A 22,037-nucleotide genomic window follows, 5' to 3' on the forward strand; every position below is an offset into this window, starting at 1 on the left:
CCGTTACGAAAACCTAGCAATACGAAGGGTTTTCGTAACGGTCCATTTTGCATGAAAAAACATCTAATTCCTGCAATGTTTAAGATTGATCTCATATTATCGGACAAAGGATTTTGAAAGTTGAGAATTTTTATTTGATTTGTCTGAATTTTCTGTTATAATAGAAAAAAGGATAAGGGAGTTGGTTTTGATGGAAAAGAATTTATTAAATGCACCTCAACAGGAAGTTAGTGTAATGGATTCTTTAGTTGCTGAAATGTTTTTGGATAAAGTTATTGCCGAGTTTCAAAAAAAGCACATCCAAAAAGAAATCGACCAATCGTTAATTGATGGAAATAAAGAAGCATTTCTTGAGCTATCTGAAAAGTTAAAGAGTTTTTCATAAACAAGCACCATAGACCGAAAGGAGAGGACTGACAAACAGAATGAATGAAAATGACCAACAAACATAACGGCATCTCTACCACGAGAGGTGCCGTTATGTTTGCGGGTCAGAGCGCATTTTACCGCTTACAATTCAGATATTCAAAAAAAATGGGCGTGATGGATTGATAAATACCCTATCTTTCCGCTAAACTGTAACATATTCAGATTGTGAACTGAGCAAGTTTGACGATGGTTGGAGAGGTCATAAATAAATGAAAAATCAAGCAACAGATACATATGAAATTATGGAAGTATGTTTACTTGCCGGGAAAATCATGCTGCAAAACGGGGCTGAAACGTACCGTGTAGAAGATACGATGATGCGAATTGCCGTTTCTTATGGCATTCATGAATCTCACAGCTACGTGACGCCGACGGGCATCTTTTTTTCGACGGACGGAACAGAACCGACGAAATTAATTCGAATTTCGGAACGGACGACCGACTTACAGAAGGTCACGATGGTCAACAGCATTTCCAGAAGCATTAGCGAGGGTCGCATTTCATGTAAAGAAGCCTACCAGATGTTGAAGGAAATTGAAGATGCAAATCTCGCTTACCCAATTCCGATTCAAATAGCAGCGGCGTCCATTGCAAGCGGCTGTTTTTTAATTATGTTTCAAGGAAGCTGGCATGACTTCCTACCTGCGCTCGTATCAGGAGGAGTCGGGTTTGCTGCCCTTCTTTATTTCCATCATTTAGTGCAAATTAAATTTTTTGCGGAGTTTCTTTCTTCATTCATTATCGGTCTAGTGTCTTTTATCTTTGTTGTATCAGGAATGGGCAGTGAGCTTGATAAAATTATTATCGGATCGGTCATGCCTCTTGTCCCAGGCTTACTTATTACAAATGCAGTGCGTGATTTAATGGCTGGCCATCTCGTATCGGGACTATCAAAAGGCGCCGAGGCCTTTTTAACAGCTTTTGCTATTGGGACAGGGATTGCTGTCGTTATTTCATTTTTTTAGTGGAGAGGATTATGTGATTGTACAACAGCTTTTGACTAGTTTCATTTCAGCGGCCGCTTTTGGTATTATTTTTAATGCACCAAGGAAATCTTTATGGAAGTGCGGATTTGCTGGAATGGTTGGCTGGGGAGTGTATATTCTTTTAGTAATGTATGATGTAGATGTCGTTGGGGCGACGCTAATTGCTTCAATTTTCGTTGCTGTAATTAGCCAATTGTTCGCCAAACTTTATAAAACGCCGATCATCATTTTTAATGTCGGCGGCATTATTCCGTTAGTCCCAGGAGGGCTTGCCTATGATGCGATGCGAAAGGTTGTGGAAAATGATTATAACACCGCCATTCAGCTTGCAGCTAAAGCGTTCATGATTTCAGGCGCCATTGCCATGGGACTCGTATTTTCCGAGGTCATTAACCAAATGATTCGCAGATCGAAACTATAAAATATCGTTACAACTTTATCCCCTACAGGCAGGCTGTTACAGTCTTCCTGTAGGGGATTTTTTATAGCATTTAGCTTACTGAAATGGATTGCTAGTACGAACTCAATGAAGAGAGCGATCTGAAAAAGGAGGGAGTTCCGTTTCTCAGACAACCCTAACTGGTTACACTTTATTGAAATGAATTTTCTTTTCCAATTCACCTAACATAATGGTCGTGTCACTTGGCTTTGTTTCAGCAATTATCTTACCATTGCGAAAAGAATATGTAACAGTCGCCTGCTTGCGTATCGCTTCATATTCATTTTCTGCGGACAATACAATGAAATTAGCTGGTTTTCCTTCTTCTATTCCGTATGTTTCCTCAAGATGTAATGCTTTCGCACTGTTGCTTGTAATAAAATCAATAGAGTTTACGATTTGTTCATACCCCATTAATTGAGAAGCATGGATGCCCATATGCAATACTTGAAGCATATTGCCTGTTCCAAGCGGATACCAAGGATCAAAAATATCATCATGTCCAAAGCAGACATTCAGCCCGGCCTCTTGGAGCTCTTTGACGCGTGTAAGACCTCTTCTTTTTGGATAAGTATCAAATCTCCCTTGAAGATGAATATTGACAAGTGGATTTGATACAAAATGAATTGAAGAAAGCTTCAACAGTCTAAATAGTTTGTACGTGTAGGCATCATTATAAGAGCCCATTGCGGTTGTATGGCTTGCTGTTGTGCGACTTCCCATTCCGCGCTCATACGCTTCTGTTGCAACGACTTCTAGAAATCGAGACTGTTCATCATCAATTTCATCACAATGAATATCGACTAAGCGATGATATTTTTCAGCAAGGTCAAAAGCAATTTTTAAAGATTCCACTCCATATTCACGAGTAAATTCAAAATGAGGAATACCGCCGACAACATCAGCCCCCATTTTTAACGCTTCTTCTAATAACGATGCGCCGCTTGGATAAGAAAGAATGCCTTCTTGTGGAAAAGCTACAATTTGAAGGTCAACATACGGAGCCATTTCTTGTTTTACGTCGAGCATTGCTTTTAAGGCCGTTAAATGTTTGTCGGTGACATCAACATGTGTTCGAACATGTTGAATCCCTTGAGCAATTTGCCACTGTAACGCGGTTTTCGCTCTTAATTTAACATCTTCTTCTGTCAATGTTTCTTTTCTTTGTGCCCATCTTTGAATTCCTTCAAATAATGTCCCGCTTTGATTCCATTCAGGTTCACCGGCAGTTAAGGTTGTATCTAAATGAATATGTGGTTCAACGAAAGGCGGAAGAACGAGAGCACCTTTGACATCGATCACATGTTCAGCACCTTCATTCCACTCTTGCGTGATTTTGCGGATTTTCCCATCATGTATAACAATATTCCATCGTTCCTTTTTTCCTCTTAGCTTGGCATTTTTAATAATCATTCATTAGTCCACCTTTTGATATATTGTATTTGTGTGATGTCCTGCGTATTGCGACAGATATTTCATTCCAATAACGTAAAGGACCGCCGTACCTACAAGTCCATTGATCGGAGGGATACCTGGTGCAAGATTGGCAATCGCTACGCCCCCTGCCCACGCAAATATCGCTATCCAATTAACTCGTTTAAAAGTCATCGTTTCAAATTTCTCATAGGCGCCTCGTTTTAATAAGAAATAATCTGCTAAAATAATTACCCCAATGGAGGGAAGGGTCGATCCTAATACGGATAAAAAACCGACAAAATTGTTATATAGCCACATGGATGCGATAGTGCCGACTAGCCCGTTAAAGATGACAATTTTCTTTTTAGAAATTTTAGTCACATTTACAAAACCTAAACTTGAAGCATACAGCGCATTTTCATTCGTTGTCCAAATGTTTAAGCCCAGTACAATAATTGCGGGCACAATTAATCCTTGTAAAAACATTACATCTGATATATCTGCATACCCATAAGCAATCGCACCGACAGCTCCAAATAAAAACATTAGTGAATTTCCGAGAAAGAAGGCCATGACGGTGGCGGTAACAGCTGAGCGAGAAGATTTGGCAAACCGGGCAAAATCAGCTGTTAATGTACCTCCACTAATAAAGGAACCAATACAAATGGTTAAAGCGGTGGCGATTCCGATTGCTTCTTGTGGTTCATAGGCCAGTAATCCTTCGATGCCACCAACCGTTTCTGTGGCTTCAAAAACAGAATAACTTCCTAAAGTCGCAATAGAAGGGACGGCAACGATTCCTAAAACCGCTAATGCTTTCATTCCATAAATGGCGGTTATCGTCATTAATACTCCAGCAATGCCAATCAACAAATACACGTTTAACCCCGTCGCCTTTTGAACAGGAACAGCAAACATCGCGACACCAACACCAAACCATCCGACTTGTGTTATGCCTAATAAAAGAGAAGATAAATAGGAGCCTTTTTCCCCAAACGCATATTTCGTCAGCAAATGTGTCGATAATCCTGTTTTAGCTGCGATATAAGCTAATGCCCCTGTATAAAGTCCGAGAATTAAATTACCGAGTAGTACAATCCATATAAATTGCGAAAATGATAATCCGTTACCTAAAGCGCCGCCAGACCACATACTTGCTGAGAAAAAGGTGAAGCCAAGCATAACAGCAAGTATTTTCCAAAATCCATTACGGCTTTCTAGCGGGACAGGTTGTAAAGAAAATTCTTGATCACGTTTTGTTTCTGACATTTCGCTCACTCCTTAACATGGACAAATTTAATAGATGATAAAAACGAGGGGTTCTCTAAAGAAAAAAGTCCGGGAAGAATTAAAAATTCTTCACCGGACTTTTCCTCCCAAGTGGGGTATGAGACCATACCACTTTTCTCGGACCAGTCTTTTTTCAATAGAAAAAACGGAACCCTAGAAAAGATTTTAATTAATATATGAGCTTAATATACAAAGTTGAACAAAAACTCGCATTAAATTTGTCAGCTTTCCTTACATGTTTTTTCCTATTTCTGATAAAAGAAGCGGAATTTCCTAAGTGATTAATAATAGTAGATGGCACTTTTCAACTGAATAGGAACCAAGGTATAGATTTGAAAGGAAATTTCATCAAGCATAAGGAAAATCGGTTGCTTTCCTGCTCATAATATTCTATATTCATAGTTATAAAGGTTTCGACAAAATTCGAGTATTTTCGAATATAGCAAAGCGCTTTCGCCAATGTAAAGCGGTTTTATTAGGGGTGAAACAGAATGAAGAAGAGCCCGCAGTTTATTTTTATAGGTTTGTATATAACGATGTTGTCACCTTTCATCGGCGAAAGGATAAAGCAGCCTTATGTGTCGTATATGATGGCGATTGTCGGCTGTCTTTTTATTTTCCTCCTTCAAAAAAAATTGAAAGAGAGCCGTGGAGCTCATGAAAGAGCGTTAATAAAAACTCAGGAAATGACGAAGAAAAACCTCGGCTTAAAAAAGCAAAATGAGCAGCTTGAACAGCTATTTCATACTATTGATGTTGTCGTTTTTTCCTATGATATACCATCTGAGCAAATGCATATGTCGAAAGCGGTAGAACGCTTATACCATGTACCGAGTGACCTATTCACGAGCGGATCGTCTCTTTGGATGGAATTTGTTCATCTTGAAGACCGAGAAGACTTCCACCTACAGCTGCAAAAATGGAGCGAGGGGACAGGAGGTCAGCATGAGCACCGTCTCGTCACTCCAGACGGGGAGACAAGGTGGGTGATTGCAGATGTTCAGCCGATTGTTGACAGGCTTGGGCGGACGGTGCAATTGAATGGGACCATTATTGATATAACAAAGGTAAAAGAAAGAGAAGGTCAATTAAAGACGCTCGCTTTTTATGATAGTTTAACAGCGTTGCCGAACCGGCAAATGCTACAGCTCACGCTTGAAAAAGCATTAGCCCGTTCCAAACGCCACAATCAAACATTAACGGTCATGTTTATCGATTTGGATGGCTTCAAAGCGGTGAATGATACGTTAGGACATGAAGCAGGAGACCAGCTGCTGAAAGAAGTTGCCCATCGGCTTCATCGTCTCGTAAGGGAGGATGATTTTGTTGCCCGTCTTGGCGGCGATGAATTCATTATCGTTCTTGAAGAAGTCGGGGAAGAGGAAGCTGCGAACATTGCCAAACGGATTATTAAAGACATTTCGCTTCCATATACTCTTAATGGGCGGAAAGCCTTCGTCTCTCCAAGTATTGGCATTAGCCTTTATCCAAATGACGGTGAGACGAAAGAAACATTGATAGTGAAAGCAGATAAGGCGATGTATGTGGCGAAAAATAATGGAAAGAATACGTATCAATTTTACACAAACGACATGTCTGACATTCAACCGGAACCGCTCAGCATGATGGAGAAAATTTTCAAACGTTTAAAAAAGGAACTATAAGATACAACTACACCCCAATCATTAGAGTTACGTCTAACGATTGGGGTGCTTTTTAATTATTGATTAACAAGTTTAAAATAATGGCAACGACAGTAGCGAGTACCGGGCTACCACTCCCGCATAAACGTCGCCCCATTTTTCTATTTTCCCACTTAATATCCTTTTAAATAGTCTACAAGGTTAATATGAGGTGTTTTACCTTCAAGATAGTTTTTTAAATTTGGGATGAAAATTTCTTCGATTACACGCTGATCATACTGCCCGGTCGAACCAGAAGTGTGAGGAGTAATAATGACATTATCAAACGCCCATAAAGGGCTGTCTGTTGGCAACGGCTCGGTTGCGAATACATCCAATCCGGCACCGGCAATGCGCTGATGGTGAAGCGCTTCAATTAAGTCGTCTTCTTTTATAATCTCTCCGCGCCCGATATTAATAAGAAACGAAGACGGCTTCATCATGCCAAATTCTTCTCGCCCGAACAAATGGCGTGTTAAATCGGTCAAAGGCAGCGTAATGACAACATAGTCACATTGCGGGAGCATGAGGGGAAGCTGCTCGGTTGTGTACATGAGATCGACAAAGGGTGCTGGCTGACCGGAGTAGCGCATGCCAAGCACTTGCATGCCGAAAGCTTTCGCAATTTTCGCTGTTTCTTTTCCAATCGCGCCGACACCGATGATGCCTAGCGTCTTTCCGTGTATTTCCAGTGATAAGTCCGAACCATCCCATTTTTTCGTTTGCTGGTTTTTGACGTATGTATGAATGTTTCTCGTCAATCCAAGCATGAGTGCAAATATTGTTTCCGAAATCGGAAAGGCGTGAACTCCGTTCGCACTTGTCACGATAATGTCTTTCGCCTCCAATGATTTTAAAGGCAAGCTGTTCACGCCAGCACTCCATGTTTGCACCCACCGAAGAGCAGTATCCTGTTCGCTAATGAGTGGAGTCATGTCTTTTTTCCAACCTGCAATAATTTCCGCATCTTTTACATGCGGTTCCCAAACTGCACGGTCTTTCCCGACAATCACTTCCCAATCTGGTAGAAGTGCTTTTACTTTGTCACAGTAGATTTGCTCAATATTATGGGTAATAATAAGCTTTCTTTTGGTCATCGTCCATTCCTCCAATCCCGACACTATTCTAGCATAAGTGTGGAAAAAGAGAGAGTATTTTGGTGGAAATCATTAAAATTTTCAGTAAAATAAGAGGGGAAGGAGTGAAAAAAATGAAAGCACAAATCATTCGGTCTTTTGGAGACCCATCGATGTTTCAAGTAGAGGAAATCACCAAACCAGACGTTTTGCCTGGACATGTGTTAATTCATGTGAAGGCAACAAGTGTCAATCCGATTGATACGAAAGTTCGAAGTGGAGCCGTTCCAGGAGTCGCGCCAGAGCTTCCAGCCGTGTTGCACGGGGATGTAGCAGGAGTCGTTGTAGAAGTAGGGGAAGGTGTGACCACATTTCAAGTAGGGGATGAAGTATTTGGCTGTGCGGGCGGTTTTAAAGGAACCGGTGGCGCGTTAGCAGAGTGGATGCTGGCCGATGCGCGCTTGCTTGCACATAAGCCGAAAAACTTAACGATGGAAGAAGCTGCTGTTGCCGCTCGTTTCCATTACTGCATGGGAAGCGCTATTTGACCGTGCCAATATTCAAGCTGACCAACATATTCTCGTTCACGCCGCGACTGGCGGTGTCGGGCATGTAGCGATTCAGCTGGCGAAATGGGCTGGAGCACATGTCTATACGACCGCTTCTTCGGAGGACAAGCTCGCCATAGCGAAACGTTTAGGAGCAGATGTTGCGATTAATTACCGAACAGAATCTGTTCCAGATTACGTCCAAACATATACGGACGGAAACGGGTTTGATATTGTATTTGACACAGTCGGCGGAGAAAATTTAGACCGTTCTTTTGAAGCAGCCGCAGTCGATGGCACAGTTGTAGCCATTGCCGCCCGTTCAACGCATGATCTTTCACCGCTCCATGCGAAAGGACTTTCGTTCCATGTTGTGTTCATGCTGCTGAAAATTATTAATGAAAAGAAGCGACACCATCATGGAGACATTTTAAAGAAAGTCGCTGAAGTGGCGGAAGCAGGAAAGCTGCGCCCACTAATCGATCCGCGTGTATTTACATTTGAGGAAGCCGCACAAGCCCATGAATATTTACAATCGGGAAAAGCGGTCGGAAAAATTGTGCTTCGCAATACGTGGGAATAAAACAATCGGCATGGTGCTATACCATGCCGATTGTTTTATTAGGCAACGCCTTGCTGTTGTCGTTTTTGTTTCGCTTTTTTAATGTCAAGACGAAGCAGAATGGATAAAATGAAGGCAAATACAATGAGTGCGTTAAACACATAGAAAACCGGAATGTAGCTGCCTGTCGTTTCTTTAATTTGTGTAACGAGCATCGGACCGAACACACCGCCTAAAGACCATGTTGTTAACAAATAACCGTGAATCGCCCCGAGCTGCTTCGTTCCGAATAAATCACCAATGAAGGCTGGTAAGTTGGAGAACCCTCCGCCGTAACAGCTTACTACAAGTAAAATCAGCACTTGGAATAAAAGCGCATTGGTGACACTTGGAAGTAGAAAGAACGCAGCTGTTTGAATGATAAAGAAAATGATGAAAACGGTAGGGCGGCCAATATAGTCAGAAGCAGCTGCCCAGCCAAGTCGGCCTCCACCATTAAAAATGCCCATGATACCGACCATCGCAGCGGCCGCAGCGGCCGATAACCCGACTACTTCCTGCGCCATCGGAGAAGCGACTGAAATCATCATAATCCCCGCACTTGTATTAATAAGCATCATCGTCCAAAGCATCCAAAAATGTCTTGTTCTGACCGCTTCTTTTGCTGTCAGCTGTGCCAAATCTTCTTTTAATTCCTTCTTGCCTGTTGCGATGTCTTTTTTCATTCCATCTGGCATCCAGCCCTCTTTCGGTGGGGCGATGTAAGAAGCGCCAAGAATCATGAACAGAAAATAAGCTGCGCCTAATAGATAGAAGGTCGTTGGAATGCTGATGGCCTCCATAAGTGCTGCCGCAACAGGTGCTGTAATGAGCGCTCCTGTTCCGAAGCCAAGCACGGCCATCCCCGTAGCTAAACCGCGGCGATCTGGAAACCATTTCACAAGTGTAGAAACAGGCGAAATGTAACCGATTCCAAGACCGAGACCGCTAAGTAACCCGTATGTAAGCCAAAATAGTACTACGGAGTCCATGGCGACAGATAATCCAGAGCCAGCTTGTCCTAATCCAAACAAAACAGCAGCAACAATCGCCGATTTTCTTGGGCCGTTTCGTTCAACGAATTTTCCAAATATGGCCGCAGACGATCCTGCAAGCGCCATCATAATCGTGAAAGCTAACGTTACATCAGTCAAAGACCACCCCATTGTTTCAACTAGCGGTTTTTTATATACACTGTAAGCGTACGCACCGCCAATCGAAAGATGAATCGCAATCGCAGATAAAGCAATGAACCATCTGTTTTTACTCTCTCCCATGTTACTTCCCCCTTGTAAAAAAATAAATGGTGCATTCAAATGTATTTAACTGGATGACTTACATAAATTTTACAATTTATTTTTAAAATAGTCAAAACTATCAAACTATTTTAAAAATTTATTTTTAATAGTGGTTATAGTAAAACATTCATCCATTCGCGAAGATTTCCTGCCTGTTTATGGATAATTAAACATAATTTTTTCATTAGTGATGAAACTGTTATATGATGAAAAGATAACCACGTGTTCATAACTATCAACTCAAAACGGACAAGAAAGGAGAAATCTTGTGATAAAAGTCAGCATTTTAGATCAATCTCCGATGTCTTCAGGGAAAACAGCGGGGGAAGCTCTTCAGGAATCACTCCAGCTTGCGCAAATCGGTGAAGAGCTTGGGTATGCTCGGTATTGGATTGCTGAACATCATGATTTTTCCGGTCTCTCTTGTTCCACCCCTGAAGTGATGCTTGGCTACATCGGTGCGCAAACGAAAACCATCCGAATCGGTTCGGGGGCGGTGCTGCTTCCACATTATAAGCCGTACAAAGTGGCTGAAACGTATAACATGCTTGCCACTTTGTTTCCAAGCCGGATGGATGTAGGAATTGGCAGAGCGCCAGGTGGTTCATCTGAGGCGACAACAGCTCTTTCAGACAACTTTTTACAGCAAGTATGGAAAATGCCTGAATCGTTTACAGAGCTCCTTCATTTCTTGTATAACGATTTTCCTGCGGACCACCCCTATCAAAATCTTCAGGCAGCCCCGGTTCCATCCATCCCGCCACAGCCTTGGGTTCTTGGGACAAGCGAAAAAAGTGCGAAGCTGGCAGCGGAAAATGGGGTTGCCTATGCTTTTGGCCACTTTATGAGTGAGAAGAATGGGCCAGAGATTATGCAGCACTATCTGCAACACTTTAAGCAAAGGAAGAAGCATACAAAGCCAGAAACGATTGTCGCTGTTTCAGTTATATGTGCTGAAACAACGGAAAAAGCGGAGGAAATCGCTTTAAGTCTGTTTTTATGGAACATCCAGCAGGAAAAAGGTGACGGGGGGAAGGGCGTTCCTTCCATCGAAGAAGCGAAAACATATTTTAGAGACAACGAAGAGAAAGAGCGGTCGGCATCAATGCGGAAAAAAATAGTCATCGGCAGCCCGAAAGAAGTAAAACAAAGGCTAATGGAATTGCAAACATTGTACGGCGCAGATGAAATGATGCTTGTCACCATTACCCACCGTTTTGGCGATCGAATTCAATCATATCGACTTCTTGCAGAAGAACTAGGACTAGGAACGAAAAAAATGTAAATAAAATAGGTTTCTCTTTCGACAAAAATAGACATAAATCATCCTCTTCTCATAGTATGATAATTTTAACAATTCAAGGAACAATGGCCTGAATGACATGAGGTGACTTGTTCATCCAGTATTAATTTGAGTTAGAAAGAGGGAATCCAATGGGAAAAGCATTAGAAGGGAAGCGAATTGTCCTTGCCGCTTCACGCAAAACAGATGAAATGAGCATTTTAATTGAAAAGCAAGGAGGACTTCCGGCTGTTCGTTCTTTACAAGGAACCGTCTTTTTAGCGGCAGAGGAAGTGGAGCCAGATTTACGGCGTTTTGTCGAAGAAGGAGCAGACTGGGTGCTTTTAACGACAGGTATCGGAACGGAAACGTTGCTGGACTTAGCCAAAAAAGCGGGAATGGAGGAGCGATTTTTACAGACTCTCCGTCAGGCAAACGTTGCTTCGCGCGGCTATAAAACATTTGCCGTCCTTAAAAAAATGGGCATTAAACCCGTTGCGGTCGATGAAGATGGCACAACAAAAGGGCTTGTCCGTGCGCTTGACGGGTATGATTTTTCTGGAAAGCGCGTCATGGTGCAGCTTCACGGCGAAAATGCCCCGTCGTTATTAACATTTTTAGAAGACCAAGGGGCATCTGTATTACCGCTCCTTCCTTACCAGCATATCGCCCCAGAACGAGAAGCAGTTGAGACGTTATGGGAAGAACTGCTAAACGAAGAAGTCGATGCTGTGTGCTTTACAACGGCTATCCAAGTACGTTCTCTTTTTAACTTTGCCCGCGAGCGAAACGTAGTTACGGAACTGCTTCAGGCATTTAAAGGCAGAGCGGTAGCAACCGCTGTCGGAAAAGTAACGGCCGAAGCGCTTGAGGAAGAAGGGGTAGAGCGTCTCGTCGTTCCAGAACGAGAGCGAATGGGCGCCATGATTATTGAACTAGGAAAATATTATGAAGCAATAGGGGAGTAATCCGTTCCTTTTTTGTCCATATACATACCATCAACATGAAAAAAGCATCCATCCGGGTGCTTTTTTCATACAAGCAGTAAGGGGGATAAGAGAATGTCATTCGTAAAAGATTGGATGTCGGAAGCTTCTTCTATCATCTATGAAAATGAAACGTTACAAAAAGTACTATCACGGCTTTCAAGTAGTTCGTTCCATGCTTTACCTGTTGTGAGCTCTTCACATCAGCTAAAAGGGATGGTTTCTAAAGATGACGTCATTGATGCCCTTATTCACGAGGTATCATGGCAAACAAACATCGCGACGATCATGAAGAAAGACTGGGTGAGCATTCAAGAAGATACAGCGATTGAAGAGGTGCCGATGGATTTTCCATATGGATTTTTGCCTGTCATTGACAACGAGCAAAGACTGTTAGGAATCGTCACAAACGAGCAAAAAATGAAAGCGTTAACTTATGAGTTAAAGGAAGTCAAGAAAGCGAGCGAAGAAGCCAATCATATGCTGGAAACATTAAAAATTGTATTGGACACTGCATACGAAGGAGTCGCGGTCATTGATTCAAAAGGTATCATTCGTGATTTTAATAAAGCGTACAGCCAGTTTATCGGCGTGACAAGAGAAGAAGCAATTGGAAAACATGTAACAGAAATCATTGAAAATACGAAATTACATGTCACAGTCGAAACCGGCATTCCGGAAAGAGGGTCTATTCAAAACATAATGGGGCAAAACATGATTGTTCATCGTATTCCGATTTGGCGAGACGGCAAAGTGGTAGGGGCGATTGGCATGCTTATTTTTCAAGGCGTTTCGGAACTGTACCATATCTTAAATCGAGTTCAAGATATGTCTCGAACAGTAGATAAGAAACGTTATCTGCCCGAAACCTCTCCGCGTGTCAGTGAATTTACATTTGACGGCATTATAGGGAGGAGCCCTGAAATATTAAAAATTAAACGATTGGCCTCGAAAGCATCGAGGGTACCAAGCACCGTTTTAATTACAGGCGAGAGCGGAACAGGAAAAGAAGTGTTTTCAAAATCAATTCACGGCGCGAGCCTTTACAACAACGGAAATTTTGTCAGTGTCAACTGTGCCGCCATTCCAGAGCACTTATTAGAAGCGGAATTATTCGGGTATGAAGAAGGGTCTTTTACCGGAGCTAAAAAAGGCGGGAAAATGGGCAAAGTGGAGTTGGCACATCACGGAACATTGTTTTTAGATGAAATCGGGGATATGCCCCTTTATATGCAGGCGAAAATTTTAAGAGTGCTAGAAGAGAGAGTTGTCGAGCGAGTAGGCGGCTTAAAGACAACAGCCGTTGACGTCCGAATTATTGCTGCGACAAATAAAGATTTAGAAAAAATGGTCAAAAACGGCCAATTTAGAGAAGACCTCTTTTTTAGATTGAATATTATCCGCATTCACATTCCTTCTTTGCGGGAAAGAAAGAGCGATATTCCTTATTTAACCTCTTATCATATGGAAAAAATTTGCCGGAAATTTCAAGTTGAAAAAAAAGAGTTTTCAAAAGAAGCGATGGATGCTTTTATGAACTATTCATGGCCAGGCAACATAAGGGAGCTTGTTAACACATTGGAAATGCTTATGGGCCTTGTAGATGGTCCCGTTATAAAGAGGGGGCATTTGCCAGACGTATTCTTAGAGGATAAAGGACCGCAAACAGCGTTGGATAAAAAAGAGCATGACAAGAAGGTAGAACAGAAGGACCAAAGTCATTGGAGAGATGTAATTGCTCATGAAGAAAAAATGGCCATTCAAAGAGCGCTCATTGAGGAGCGCGGAAATAAAGCAGCTGTGGCCCGAAAATTAGGGATTCATCGCTCTACTCTCTACGAAAAAATGAACAAATATAAATTAGTATAAATCCATATAAAGAATTGAACGCTTATTCAAAATACAGAATCCCAAAATCTTAAAGAGGCATTACAGCCAAATCAATGTTAAAAACTTAATGATTATACAGATTTAGAAATCTATATCCAGTTATCAATTGAAATATAGAGAAGTGATATGTCTAGTATTTGTACAAAAAGTGTATAAAAGCGTCGGGTGAATGTTGGTTCATCCGACACTTTTTAAGGGGGAAAAAGTTGAAAAGATTGGAATCGCTTACAGGTGTAGGGTTGGCATGAGACTTGCAATAGTAAATAGGCGAGGGGAATGAAATAAGCGTATGAGCAAAGGGGGATGTTCAAAATGAGTTTTCATCAATTACTTATGCCAAATAATATTTTGTACGGGAAGGATTCTTTTGCTGAAATAGGGAAGTTAGCAAAAGAGTTAGGAAAAAAGGTACTTATTATTAGTGATCCGATTATGGCGCAAATCGGAAATGTAGCGTTGTGTGAAAAGTATTTGCAAGAAAAAGAGATTCCTTATGCGACATACTTAGGTGTTGATTCTGAACCGACAGATATTCATGTAAATGAAGCACTTGCCATTTGTCAGGAAGAGCATTGCGATGTTGTCATTGCAGTCGGTGGGGGAAGCTGCATTGATACGGCTAAAGCCGTCGCGGTTCTCGTAACAAATGGCGGCTATATTCGAGACTATTATGGCGGTAAAAAACCTTTCAATCAAAAACCTCTGCCGTTTGTTGCGGTTCCTACTACAGCTGGAACGGGGTCTGAAGTAACAGCGGTAACTGTGATTACCGATAGCGTACATGACATTAAGATGATGCTCAAACAGCCTGAGTTGATGCCTTCAGCAGCGATTGTAGATCCGGTGCTAACCCTTTCTTGCCCGCCGTCTGTGACCGCTGCTACAGGTGTCGATGCTTTATGCCATGCGATTGAAGCGTTCATTTCAAAGCGTGCACAACCTGTGACAGACACATTAGCTTTAAAAGCGATTAAACTCATTGTGGACAACATCCGAACGGCGTATGAAGATGGCAAGAACATGGAGGCAAGAGATCATATGGCCCTAGGTTCAATGTTAGCGGGCATGGCCTTTTCTAACGCTTCTGTTACGTTAGTGCACGGCATGTCCCGACCAGTTGGAGCCATGTTCCATGTGCCGCACGGTGTATCCAATGCAATGCTTCTTCCGGCGGTGCTCGAGTTTACAAAAGAGCAAGCAGAGGAGCGCTTAGCGGTGATTGGCCGTTTAATAAACCCAGGTCTAACAGCGCTTTCGGATAAGGAAGTAGTCGAAGCAACTGTATCTGACATAAAAAGATTATGCTTACATTTAAAAATCCCAAACATGAAAACGTGGGGAATTGACAGAGAATCATTTGAAAATGTGCTGCCAAAGATGGCTAAGGATGCACTGGCAAGCGGAAGTCCTGGAAATAACCCACGGGTTCCGACTCATGAGGAAATTGTTCAGCTTTATCGAGCGTGCTATGAATACACCTTTAGCGAAAAAGCAGAAGCTTCATCGACAAACTGAGACTACTAATCTTATATTTTTCTAACATTGAAAGGGGAAATGAATGATGACAACAGAAGCAAAAGTTCAAATGTTAAAAAACTTTATTGGTGGAAAATGGATTGAATCAGCATCTGGAAAAACAGAAGTCGTTCCAAATCCAGCGACAGGTGAAGCGCTAGCATATGTTCCGATTTCCAACCGCCAAGATTTAGATGATGCGGCAGAAGTCGCGAAAGAAGCTTATAAAACGTGGAGCAAAACGGCTGTGCCTCGTCGTGCGCGTATTTTATTCCGCTATCAACAACTTCTTATTGAAAATTGGGATGAACTAGCGAAGCTTGTCACATTAGAAAATGGGAAAAGTTATGAAGAAGCTTATGGAGAGGTACAACGTGGAATCGAGTGTGTGGAGTTTGCTGCCGGTGCGCCAACGTTGATGATGGGCAGTCAGCTTCCAGACATTGCAACAGGCGTGGAGTCTGGGATGTATCGCTACCCAATTGGGGTTGTCGGAGGCATTACACCGTTTAATTTCCCGATGATGGTTCCATGCTGGATGTTCCCGCTTGCAATTGCATGCGGCAATACGTTCATTTTAAAACCGTCTGAGCGTACACCATTATTGGCCAACCGCCTCGCCGAATTATTCACGGAAGCAGGCTTACCAAATGGCGTCTTAAACATCGTTCACGGTGCGCACGATGTCGTGAATGGAATTTTAGAGCATCGCGACATTAAAGCTGTATCGTTTGTCGGTTCTCAGCCTGTTGCCGAATATGTTTATAAAACAGGAGCGGCTAACGGGAAGCGTGTCCAAGCATTAGCTGGGGCCAAAAATCACTCGATCGTCATGCCAGATGCTGATTTAGATAATACGATTTCCAACATTATTAATGCCGCTTTCGGTTCGGCCGGTGAGCGCTGCATGGCTTGTGCTGTTGTCGTAACCGTTGGGGATATTGGAGAAGAAGTCGTCGCACGGTTACAAAAAGCGGCAGAGGACATTAAAATCGGCAATGGTTTAGATGAGGGTGTGTTCCTCGGGCCGGTAATCCGTGATTCCCATAAAGAACGCACAATAAAATACATTGAAGTTGGAGAGAAAGAAGGAGCGGTTCTTGTCCGCGACGGCCGTAACGATGCAGCAACAAATGGCAGTGGCTATTTTGTCGGACCAACTATTTTTGACAAAGTAAAACCAGGTATGACAATTTGGCAAGATGAAATCTTTGCACCTGTTCTGTCAATTGTCCGTGCGGAAAGCTTAGAAGAAGCGATTGACATCGTCAATCAGTCAGAATTTGCAAACGGGGCATGCTTATATACAGACAGCGCCAAAGCCGTTCGCCAGTTCCGTGAGGATATTGACGCAGGCATGCTCGGCATTAACCTTGGCGTTCCTGCACCGATGGCTTTCTTCCCGTTCTCAGGTTATAAAAGCTCATTCTACGGGGACCTTCATGCAAATGGACGTGATGGAGTAGAGTTTTATACACGCAAAAAAATGGTGACAGCCCGCTATTAACTCTATAAATCGATCTATGAAATTTGATATGACCAAAGAGCGGTCATGCCAAATTTCATAGACCTAAGCGGATGACACTCCCCTTGCGGGGTTGGTGTCATCCGCTTAGGTGAACCTTTGAGGGCAAAGATATTTAATCGCTTCACATTCAATCAAAAAGCAAAAAGGGATTTGGAATGAACGCATTCCGAATCCCTTTTTTATGTGCCGCACCTTTTCTAAGAAAATGAATTGCCTTTTTTGTTAAAATCGCTATTTCTTACAAACACTACAAGGAAAACTAGCTTTAGAAGGTGGTCAAAGTGGTCAAACCCTTTCGCTTTTTCAAGAAAACCGCAGCTAAAAAAGCTGGCACCCGACAAAAAGTAGGATTCAATCACGCGCATGATTCAATTGAGAAAAACATTGAAGCAAATATTGCGTTACTAAAAGAGCGGCTTGAAAAAAACACGGATGTTGTGTTTAGAGAATATGAAACGGTTATTGACAAGCCAATCAAAGTGTTTCTTTGCTACATGTCCACACTTTCAAACAGAGAGTATATTAACGAGTATATGATAAAGCCTTTATTCAGGACAAACCTTAGTCAATTTACTTCCCATGAGAGCGTGCTCCAAGTGTTGAAAGAGCATGTGCTTGATGCCGGCAGTATGTCAGAGGTTTCATCAATAGACGATGTGTTAACAAATATTTTATCAGGGCAAGCCGCGCTATTTATCGATGGATATGACAAAGTGTTAACAATTGAAGCACAAGGCTTTGCCTCCCGAAATGTTACAGAACCTGATACAGAATCGGTCGTAAGAGGACCGAGGGAAGGCTTTACGGAAAACATTGAAGTGAATACTGGATTAATTCGAAGAAAAATTATTAATGCGAATTTAATCTTTGAAAAACTCATAATTGGAAAACAAACATCCACAAAGGTTCGGGTCGCTTACATCGCTGGCATCGCGGACGAAACGCTTGTTGATGAAGTGAAAACGAGGTTGCAACACATCGACCTTGATTCCATTTTAGAATCCGGCTATCTCGAACAAATGATTGAAGATCATCCTCATTCCATTTTTCCGACAGTAGGGAACAGCGAAAAGCCCGACATTGTTGCGGCAAAATTATTAGAAGGAAGAGTCGCTATTTTATGTGATGGTACGCCATTTGTATTAACGATTCCACACTTGTTTGTTGAGAATTTACAAGTAAGTGAAGATTATTATTCTCGTCCTTATTTTGCATCGCTCATTAGGTTAATGAGGCTTTTAGCTTTATTTCTTACCGTTACGACACCAGCGCTTTATGTCGCACTGACAACGTACCATCATGCAATGATTCCAACAGTTTTGTTATCAACAATGGCAGAGTCTGAAGAAGCGATCCCTTTCCCCATTTTGCTTGAGACGTTATTAATTGGCACCGCTTTTGAAATATTAAGGGAAGCAGGCGTTCGTTTGCCAAGACCAGTTGGATCAGCGATTTCGATTGTTGGTGCTTTAATTATCGGCGAAGGAGCGGTTCAAGCAGGATTTGTTAGTGCACCAATGGTTATTGCGATGGCATTAACGGGAATTTCTGGTTTTATCGTTCCGGCTATAAACGACGCGGTAGTCATCTCCCGATTATTTTTTGTCTTGTTGGCAGGTGTGCTTGGGTTATATGGTGTTTTAATCGGCTTTTTAATTGTTCTTGCACATATGTGCTCCTTACGTTCTTTTGGATCGCCTTATTTAGCTCCACATGCTCCCATTATTTGGCGTGAATGGAAAGATACATTAATAAGAGCGCCGCTTTGGAAACTAAATGCGCGACCGAAATCGATTCATTGGGAAACACCAAAGCACCATGATGGGCGTGAAGAAAATTGAAACGTTTTATTTTAATGATTTGCTGTATAGTAATGTTAACGGGATGTTGGGATAAAAAGGAAATAAAAGAAGTTGGAATTGTTGTCGCAATGGGAATAGATCGAGATGTTGATACAGGCGATATTATTTTTACAGCGCAAGTACTAAACCCCTCTTCATTCAAGCCGGAAGGTCAAGGAGCAGAGTCTCCTGTTAAAATTTTGACGGGAACAGGCGATACGGTTTTCAAAGCGATTCGAAATGCTCATCAACAGTTCGACCGTCAAAATTTTTACGCCCATAATAAAATCATGATTATTGGCGAACAGCTAGCGAAAGAGGGCGTATTGCCCATTCTTGATGGCATTACGAGAGCACGAGAAGCAAGGGGATATGTATGGCTTTGTATAGCAAAAGATCAGCAGGCGAGGGATATTCTTCATTTTAAACCAGATGGAATGGAACAAGTGCCTGCCAATTATTTAGAAGGGATTCTTAAAAACCAAAGCATCAACTTCGATTCCACTATTTTACAATTGAATGATTATTATAAACAAGCACTTAAAAACGGCATTCATCCTGTTGCAGGTGTATTAAAAATCGTCAAACCAACGAATCCTTCAAGTGATGAAACGGTAGAAAACGCAGCTCCCCAACTAAAACTTTCAGGCGGTGCCGCATTTCAAGAAGATCAGTTCATTGGATTTCTTAATGAACGAGAGGCAAGAGGGTTTAACTGGATTATTGGGGGAGTAAAAAATGGAGTGCTTTCTCTTCCATCTTTACTTGAAGAAGGAAAATTAGTTTCGATTGAAATTAGAAAAGCAAGTTCAAAAGTCGTGCCTAAAGTAAAAAATAAACAAGTTTCTATTAGTATCGATATTGACACATCCGGTCTCCTCGTTGAAGAGCAAGGAGCCGGAAAATTCAAGAGTCGAAAAGAACAGTTTGACTACTTGAAGAAGCTAGAAAAAGAACTGGAAACGCTCGTTGAAAAAGAAGTGAAAAACGTCATTGAAACTGCACAAAAAGAATTACAAACAGATATTTTCGGATTTGGAAATACATTGCATCGCAAACATCCGAAGGAATGGAATGAATTAAAAGATGAATGGGAAGATTACTTTCGCAATGCTGAAGTCAATGTGAACGTGAAAGCACATATTGGCTCACAACAACTTTTAACACAGCCTTTGAAGTCAACGGAGTAACATTTCCCTTTTCATTTACCGAAAACATGTTTAACGAGATAAACAATCGCATAATAAAAAATGAGTAACAGGAGGATTACAAGATAGAGTAATCCTCCTAGATAAAGAATGCTCATCGTAATCCCCGCTTCGTATAATGTTTGCATATTTAACATGGTCCTCACCTTTGTTTCTCATGTGGCTTTTTCATTTTACTTTTCAACCAAGCAAGTACTAAAATAAAAATCGGGAGGGCTTGAAAATTAGTGTGAACATAAGGCATGTACACTTCGTTTCCAATCCATCGATGGAAAGCGATATCTGGCAAAAAAAGCATTGCGTATACGATAAAACCAATCCCCATTACAATGGTCATCCATTTTTGATTACGTTGTTTACATAAGGTTGTCACTACTAATACAGCCCCATAAAAGTTAAGAAGCGTTTTATAAAAGCCTCCAATAAAAATCATGCCCACCCCAATAATATCGAGATTTGTAATGAAGTTCGCAATATTAATATCAAACAGAACTCGTAACAACGGAATTTCTGTTTGTGAAGTAAGTTCTGCGCCTAACATCATGATCATGATAAAGGTAGATAAAATAAGTAAACTGGCTGTCACGCCAACGGCGAGAAATGAAATGTTGCGAACAGACTCGTGTTTATCTAAAAAGTGCCAATACATAAGGAAGGTGAGCGTTTGTCCAAACGGAAAATTGATAACAGGCAGCACCTCTTTGAAAATAGGTTTCACGCCGTTTCCTCCAATAGGAAACAACTCTTCAACATCAAGCCCTCCTGAAATCATAGCTAAAACATAAGTTGTGAGGAGAAAGATAATAAGGATAGGCATTAATATTTCAGCTGTTCGTGCAACCACTCCAAATCCTAATACAATCATATAAATAATCGTAAACATAAATACGCTTAAAATGACGATTTGTGGTGTATTCGTTAAAAATGTTGTACGAACAATTTCTCCAAATTCATAAAAGTTAAAGCTAGCCTCTACATAAAAATAGAAAGCATAAAGGAGAATTAATGGAAGCGCAAGCCATTTTCCCAATAAATCTTGCAAAATTTCTACTAAGTTTTGACTAGGATATCGTTTTTGAATTTCCGTATAAACCCAAACTAAACCTAAACTGAGAACAGCAGCGATAGCGATGACAATCCAAGCATCCTGCTTTGCGCCAATCCCTAAGGCAAACAATGTGGTACTGCCAATTTCATATAATAACATGAGTGAAAATAATTGAGTTTTCGTAATTCGTATCATCGTATGCAACCTTTTTAAAAGTTAATCTATCAAGCAGTATAGCCATTTAACGATTCGTTCATAAGTCATTTTCATAACAAGCCATGGATTAAGGGGCATCTATACATAGGTGAACGCCTCTTGAAATTAGAAAGAGGTGTATTCTTTATTGTTTTTGTCATGATAGAATGTAAAAGATTTCAAGCATAAAGTTAACATCGAAAAAGGGGAGAACAGATAAATGAAAACTGAAAAAGAAAAAATGATGAATGGTGATCTTTATTTTCCAGCAGACCAAGAACTAGTAAGGGATAGAGAAAAGTCAAGAAGACTGGTTCGTTTGTTCAATCTGACAGATGAGACAGACTATGAAAAACGTACAGCATTGTTAAAAGAACTATTTGGCTCAACAGGAGAACGAATCTATATTGAATCTAATTTTCGCTGTGACTATGGGTACAACATTCATGTAGGAGAGAATTTCTATGCCAACTTTGACTGTACCATTTTAGATGGAGGGCGAGTTACGATTGGGAAGAACTGTATGATGGCTCCAGGTGTACATATTTACACAAATACTCATCCGATAAATGCAGAAGAACGAATTACAGAAATTGAGTACACAAAGTCTGTAACAATTGGTGATAACGTATGGATTGGAGGGCGAGCGGTCATTAATCCAGGTGTTACGATTGGAGATAATGCTGTCATCGCTTCAGGAGCCGTCGTAACAAAAGATGTTCCCGATAACGTAGTAGTCGGAGGAAATCCTGCGAAAATGATAAAAAAGTTAGATTAAA

Annotated in this window: 17 protein-coding genes and 1 pseudogene; 13 read left to right on the top strand and 5 right to left on the bottom strand. The window is 41.4% G+C overall.

Annotated elements, in window-relative coordinates:
• Positions 1–190: 190 nt before the first annotated feature.
• From ACXAEO_RS07760 to ACXAEO_RS07770, 3 genes are all read left to right on the top strand, one after another.
• The gene (locus ACXAEO_RS07760) at positions 191–385 is read left to right on the top strand and encodes an IDEAL domain-containing protein (RefSeq protein WP_474879899.1); all 195 of its coding nucleotides are present in this window, start codon (positions 191–193) and stop codon (positions 383–385) included.
• Positions 386–638: 253 nt separating this feature from the next.
• Positions 639–1,394 carry a threonine/serine exporter family protein gene (locus ACXAEO_RS07765; protein WP_474879900.1) on the top strand — a complete coding sequence of 252 codons (756 nt, stop codon included), beginning with the start codon at positions 639–641 and terminating at the stop codon, positions 1,392–1,394.
• 16 nt (positions 1,395–1,410) lie between these two features.
• Positions 1,411–1,836, top strand: a complete 426-nt coding sequence (locus ACXAEO_RS07770) for a threonine/serine exporter family protein (protein WP_474884031.1) — start codon at positions 1,411–1,413, stop codon at positions 1,834–1,836.
• Between the two features lie 162 nt (positions 1,837–1,998).
• Here the strand turns inward: ACXAEO_RS07770 and codA are convergent, their stop codons facing one another.
• A complete protein-coding gene (gene codA / locus ACXAEO_RS07775) occupies positions 1,999–3,267 on the bottom strand; it encodes a cytosine deaminase (RefSeq protein ID WP_474879901.1) in 1,269 nt (422 codons plus the stop codon).
• A 3-nt stretch (positions 3,268–3,270) separates the two neighbouring features.
• On the bottom strand, positions 3,271–4,539 hold the full coding sequence (gene codB / locus ACXAEO_RS07780) for a cytosine permease (RefSeq protein ID WP_474879902.1): 1,269 nt from the start codon (positions 4,537–4,539) through the stop codon (positions 3,271–3,273).
• 512 nt (positions 4,540–5,051) lie between these two features.
• Here codB and ACXAEO_RS07785 point away from each other — a divergent pair.
• Entirely contained in the window at positions 5,052–6,224 is a 1,173-nt protein-coding gene (locus ACXAEO_RS07785; protein WP_474879903.1) for a diguanylate cyclase domain-containing protein, read from the top strand.
• 152 nt (positions 6,225–6,376) lie between these two features.
• Here ACXAEO_RS07785 and ACXAEO_RS07790 read toward each other — a convergent pair whose 3' ends face one another.
• Positions 6,377–7,339: a D-2-hydroxyacid dehydrogenase gene (locus ACXAEO_RS07790; protein WP_474879904.1), complete on the bottom strand. Its 963-nt coding sequence runs from the start codon at positions 7,337–7,339 to the stop codon at positions 6,377–6,379.
• Between the two features lie 113 nt (positions 7,340–7,452).
• Between ACXAEO_RS07790 and ACXAEO_RS07795 the strand changes: the two are divergent.
• A pseudogene (locus tag ACXAEO_RS07795) lies at positions 7,453–8,449 on the top strand (zinc-dependent alcohol dehydrogenase family protein).
• Positions 8,450–8,487: 38 nt separating this feature from the next.
• On the opposite strand, the gene ACXAEO_RS07800 reads toward ACXAEO_RS07795, so the two are convergent.
• A complete protein-coding gene (locus ACXAEO_RS07800; protein ID WP_474879905.1) occupies positions 8,488–9,744 on the bottom strand; it encodes an L-lactate MFS transporter in 1,257 nt (418 codons plus the stop codon).
• 292 nt (positions 9,745–10,036) lie between these two features.
• Between ACXAEO_RS07800 and ACXAEO_RS07805 the strand changes: the two genes are divergently transcribed.
• From ACXAEO_RS07805 to ACXAEO_RS07835, 7 genes are all read left to right on the top strand, one after another.
• Positions 10,037–11,050 carry an LLM class flavin-dependent oxidoreductase gene (locus ACXAEO_RS07805; protein WP_474884033.1) on the top strand — a complete coding sequence of 338 codons (1,014 nt, stop codon included), beginning with the start codon at positions 10,037–10,039 and terminating at the stop codon, positions 11,048–11,050.
• Between the two features lie 149 nt (positions 11,051–11,199).
• A complete protein-coding gene (locus ACXAEO_RS07810; protein WP_474879906.1) occupies positions 11,200–12,015 on the top strand; it encodes a uroporphyrinogen-III synthase in 816 nt (271 codons plus the stop codon).
• Between the two features lie 93 nt (positions 12,016–12,108).
• Positions 12,109–13,902: a sigma 54-interacting transcriptional regulator gene (locus ACXAEO_RS07815; RefSeq protein WP_474879907.1), complete on the top strand. Its 1,794-nt coding sequence runs from the start codon at positions 12,109–12,111 to the stop codon at positions 13,900–13,902.
• Between the two features lie 333 nt (positions 13,903–14,235).
• Positions 14,236–15,438 (top strand): iron-containing alcohol dehydrogenase, encoded by a 1,203-nt coding sequence (locus ACXAEO_RS07820; protein WP_474879908.1) that lies wholly within the window; start codon positions 14,236–14,238, stop codon positions 15,436–15,438.
• A 46-nt stretch (positions 15,439–15,484) separates the two neighbouring features.
• Positions 15,485–16,945 (top strand): CoA-acylating methylmalonate-semialdehyde dehydrogenase, encoded by a 1,461-nt coding sequence (locus tag ACXAEO_RS07825; protein WP_474884036.1) that lies wholly within the window; start codon positions 15,485–15,487, stop codon positions 16,943–16,945.
• A gap of 302 nt (positions 16,946–17,247) precedes the next feature.
• The gene (locus ACXAEO_RS07830) at positions 17,248–18,807 is read left to right on the top strand and encodes a spore germination protein (protein WP_474879909.1); all 1,560 of its coding nucleotides are present in this window, start codon (positions 17,248–17,250) and stop codon (positions 18,805–18,807) included.
• Entirely contained in the window at positions 18,804–19,997 is a 1,194-nt protein-coding gene (locus ACXAEO_RS07835) for a Ger(x)C family spore germination protein (protein ID WP_474879910.1), read from the top strand. Before ACXAEO_RS07830 ends, ACXAEO_RS07835 begins: the two co-directional genes overlap by 4 nt.
• 160 nt (positions 19,998–20,157) lie before the next feature.
• Here ACXAEO_RS07835 and ACXAEO_RS07840 read toward each other — a convergent pair whose 3' ends face one another.
• Positions 20,158–21,258: a GerAB/ArcD/ProY family transporter gene (locus tag ACXAEO_RS07840; RefSeq protein ID WP_474879911.1), complete on the bottom strand. Its 1,101-nt coding sequence runs from the start codon at positions 21,256–21,258 to the stop codon at positions 20,158–20,160.
• Between the two features lie 220 nt (positions 21,259–21,478).
• On the opposite strand from ACXAEO_RS07840, the gene ACXAEO_RS07845 reads away from it, so the two are divergent.
• Positions 21,479–22,036, top strand: coding sequence for a sugar O-acetyltransferase (locus ACXAEO_RS07845; RefSeq protein WP_474879912.1), 558 nt, complete (start codon positions 21,479–21,481; stop codon positions 22,034–22,036).
• The last annotated feature ends 1 nt before the right edge of the window (position 22,037 follow it).

Source organism: Bacillus sp. ABA4_010 (genome assembly GCF_056159105.1).

Bases quoted from the DNA above. Each gene is read 5' to 3' on its own strand.
- ACXAEO_RS07760 (WP_474879899.1), top strand. From the start codon at position 191: ATGGAAAAGAATTTATTAAATGCACCTCAACAGGAAGTTAGTGTAATG.
- ACXAEO_RS07765 (WP_474879900.1), top strand. From the start codon at position 639: ATGAAAAATCAAGCAACAGATACATATGAAATTATGGAAGTATGTTTA.
- codA (WP_474879901.1), bottom strand. From the start codon at position 3,267: ATGATTATTAAAAATGCCAAGCTAAGAGGAAAAAAGGAACGATGGAAT.
- codB (WP_474879902.1), bottom strand. From the start codon at position 4,539: ATGTCAGAAACAAAACGTGATCAAGAATTTTCTTTACAACCTGTCCCG.
- ACXAEO_RS07785 (WP_474879903.1), top strand. From the start codon at position 5,052: ATGAAGAAGAGCCCGCAGTTTATTTTTATAGGTTTGTATATAACGATG.
- ACXAEO_RS07790 (WP_474879904.1), bottom strand. From the start codon at position 7,339: ATGACCAAAAGAAAGCTTATTATTACCCATAATATTGAGCAAATCTAC.
- ACXAEO_RS07800 (WP_474879905.1), bottom strand. From the start codon at position 9,744: ATGGGAGAGAGTAAAAACAGATGGTTCATTGCTTTATCTGCGATTGCG.
- ACXAEO_RS07810 (WP_474879906.1), top strand. From the start codon at position 11,200: ATGGGAAAAGCATTAGAAGGGAAGCGAATTGTCCTTGCCGCTTCACGC.
- ACXAEO_RS07815 (WP_474879907.1), top strand. From the start codon at position 12,109: ATGTCATTCGTAAAAGATTGGATGTCGGAAGCTTCTTCTATCATCTAT.
- ACXAEO_RS07820 (WP_474879908.1), top strand. From the start codon at position 14,236: ATGAGTTTTCATCAATTACTTATGCCAAATAATATTTTGTACGGGAAG.
- ACXAEO_RS07825 (WP_474884036.1), top strand. From the start codon at position 15,485: ATGACAACAGAAGCAAAAGTTCAAATGTTAAAAAACTTTATTGGTGGA.
- ACXAEO_RS07840 (WP_474879911.1), bottom strand. From the start codon at position 21,258: ATGATACGAATTACGAAAACTCAATTATTTTCACTCATGTTATTATAT.
- ACXAEO_RS07845 (WP_474879912.1), top strand. From the start codon at position 21,479: ATGAAAACTGAAAAAGAAAAAATGATGAATGGTGATCTTTATTTTCCA.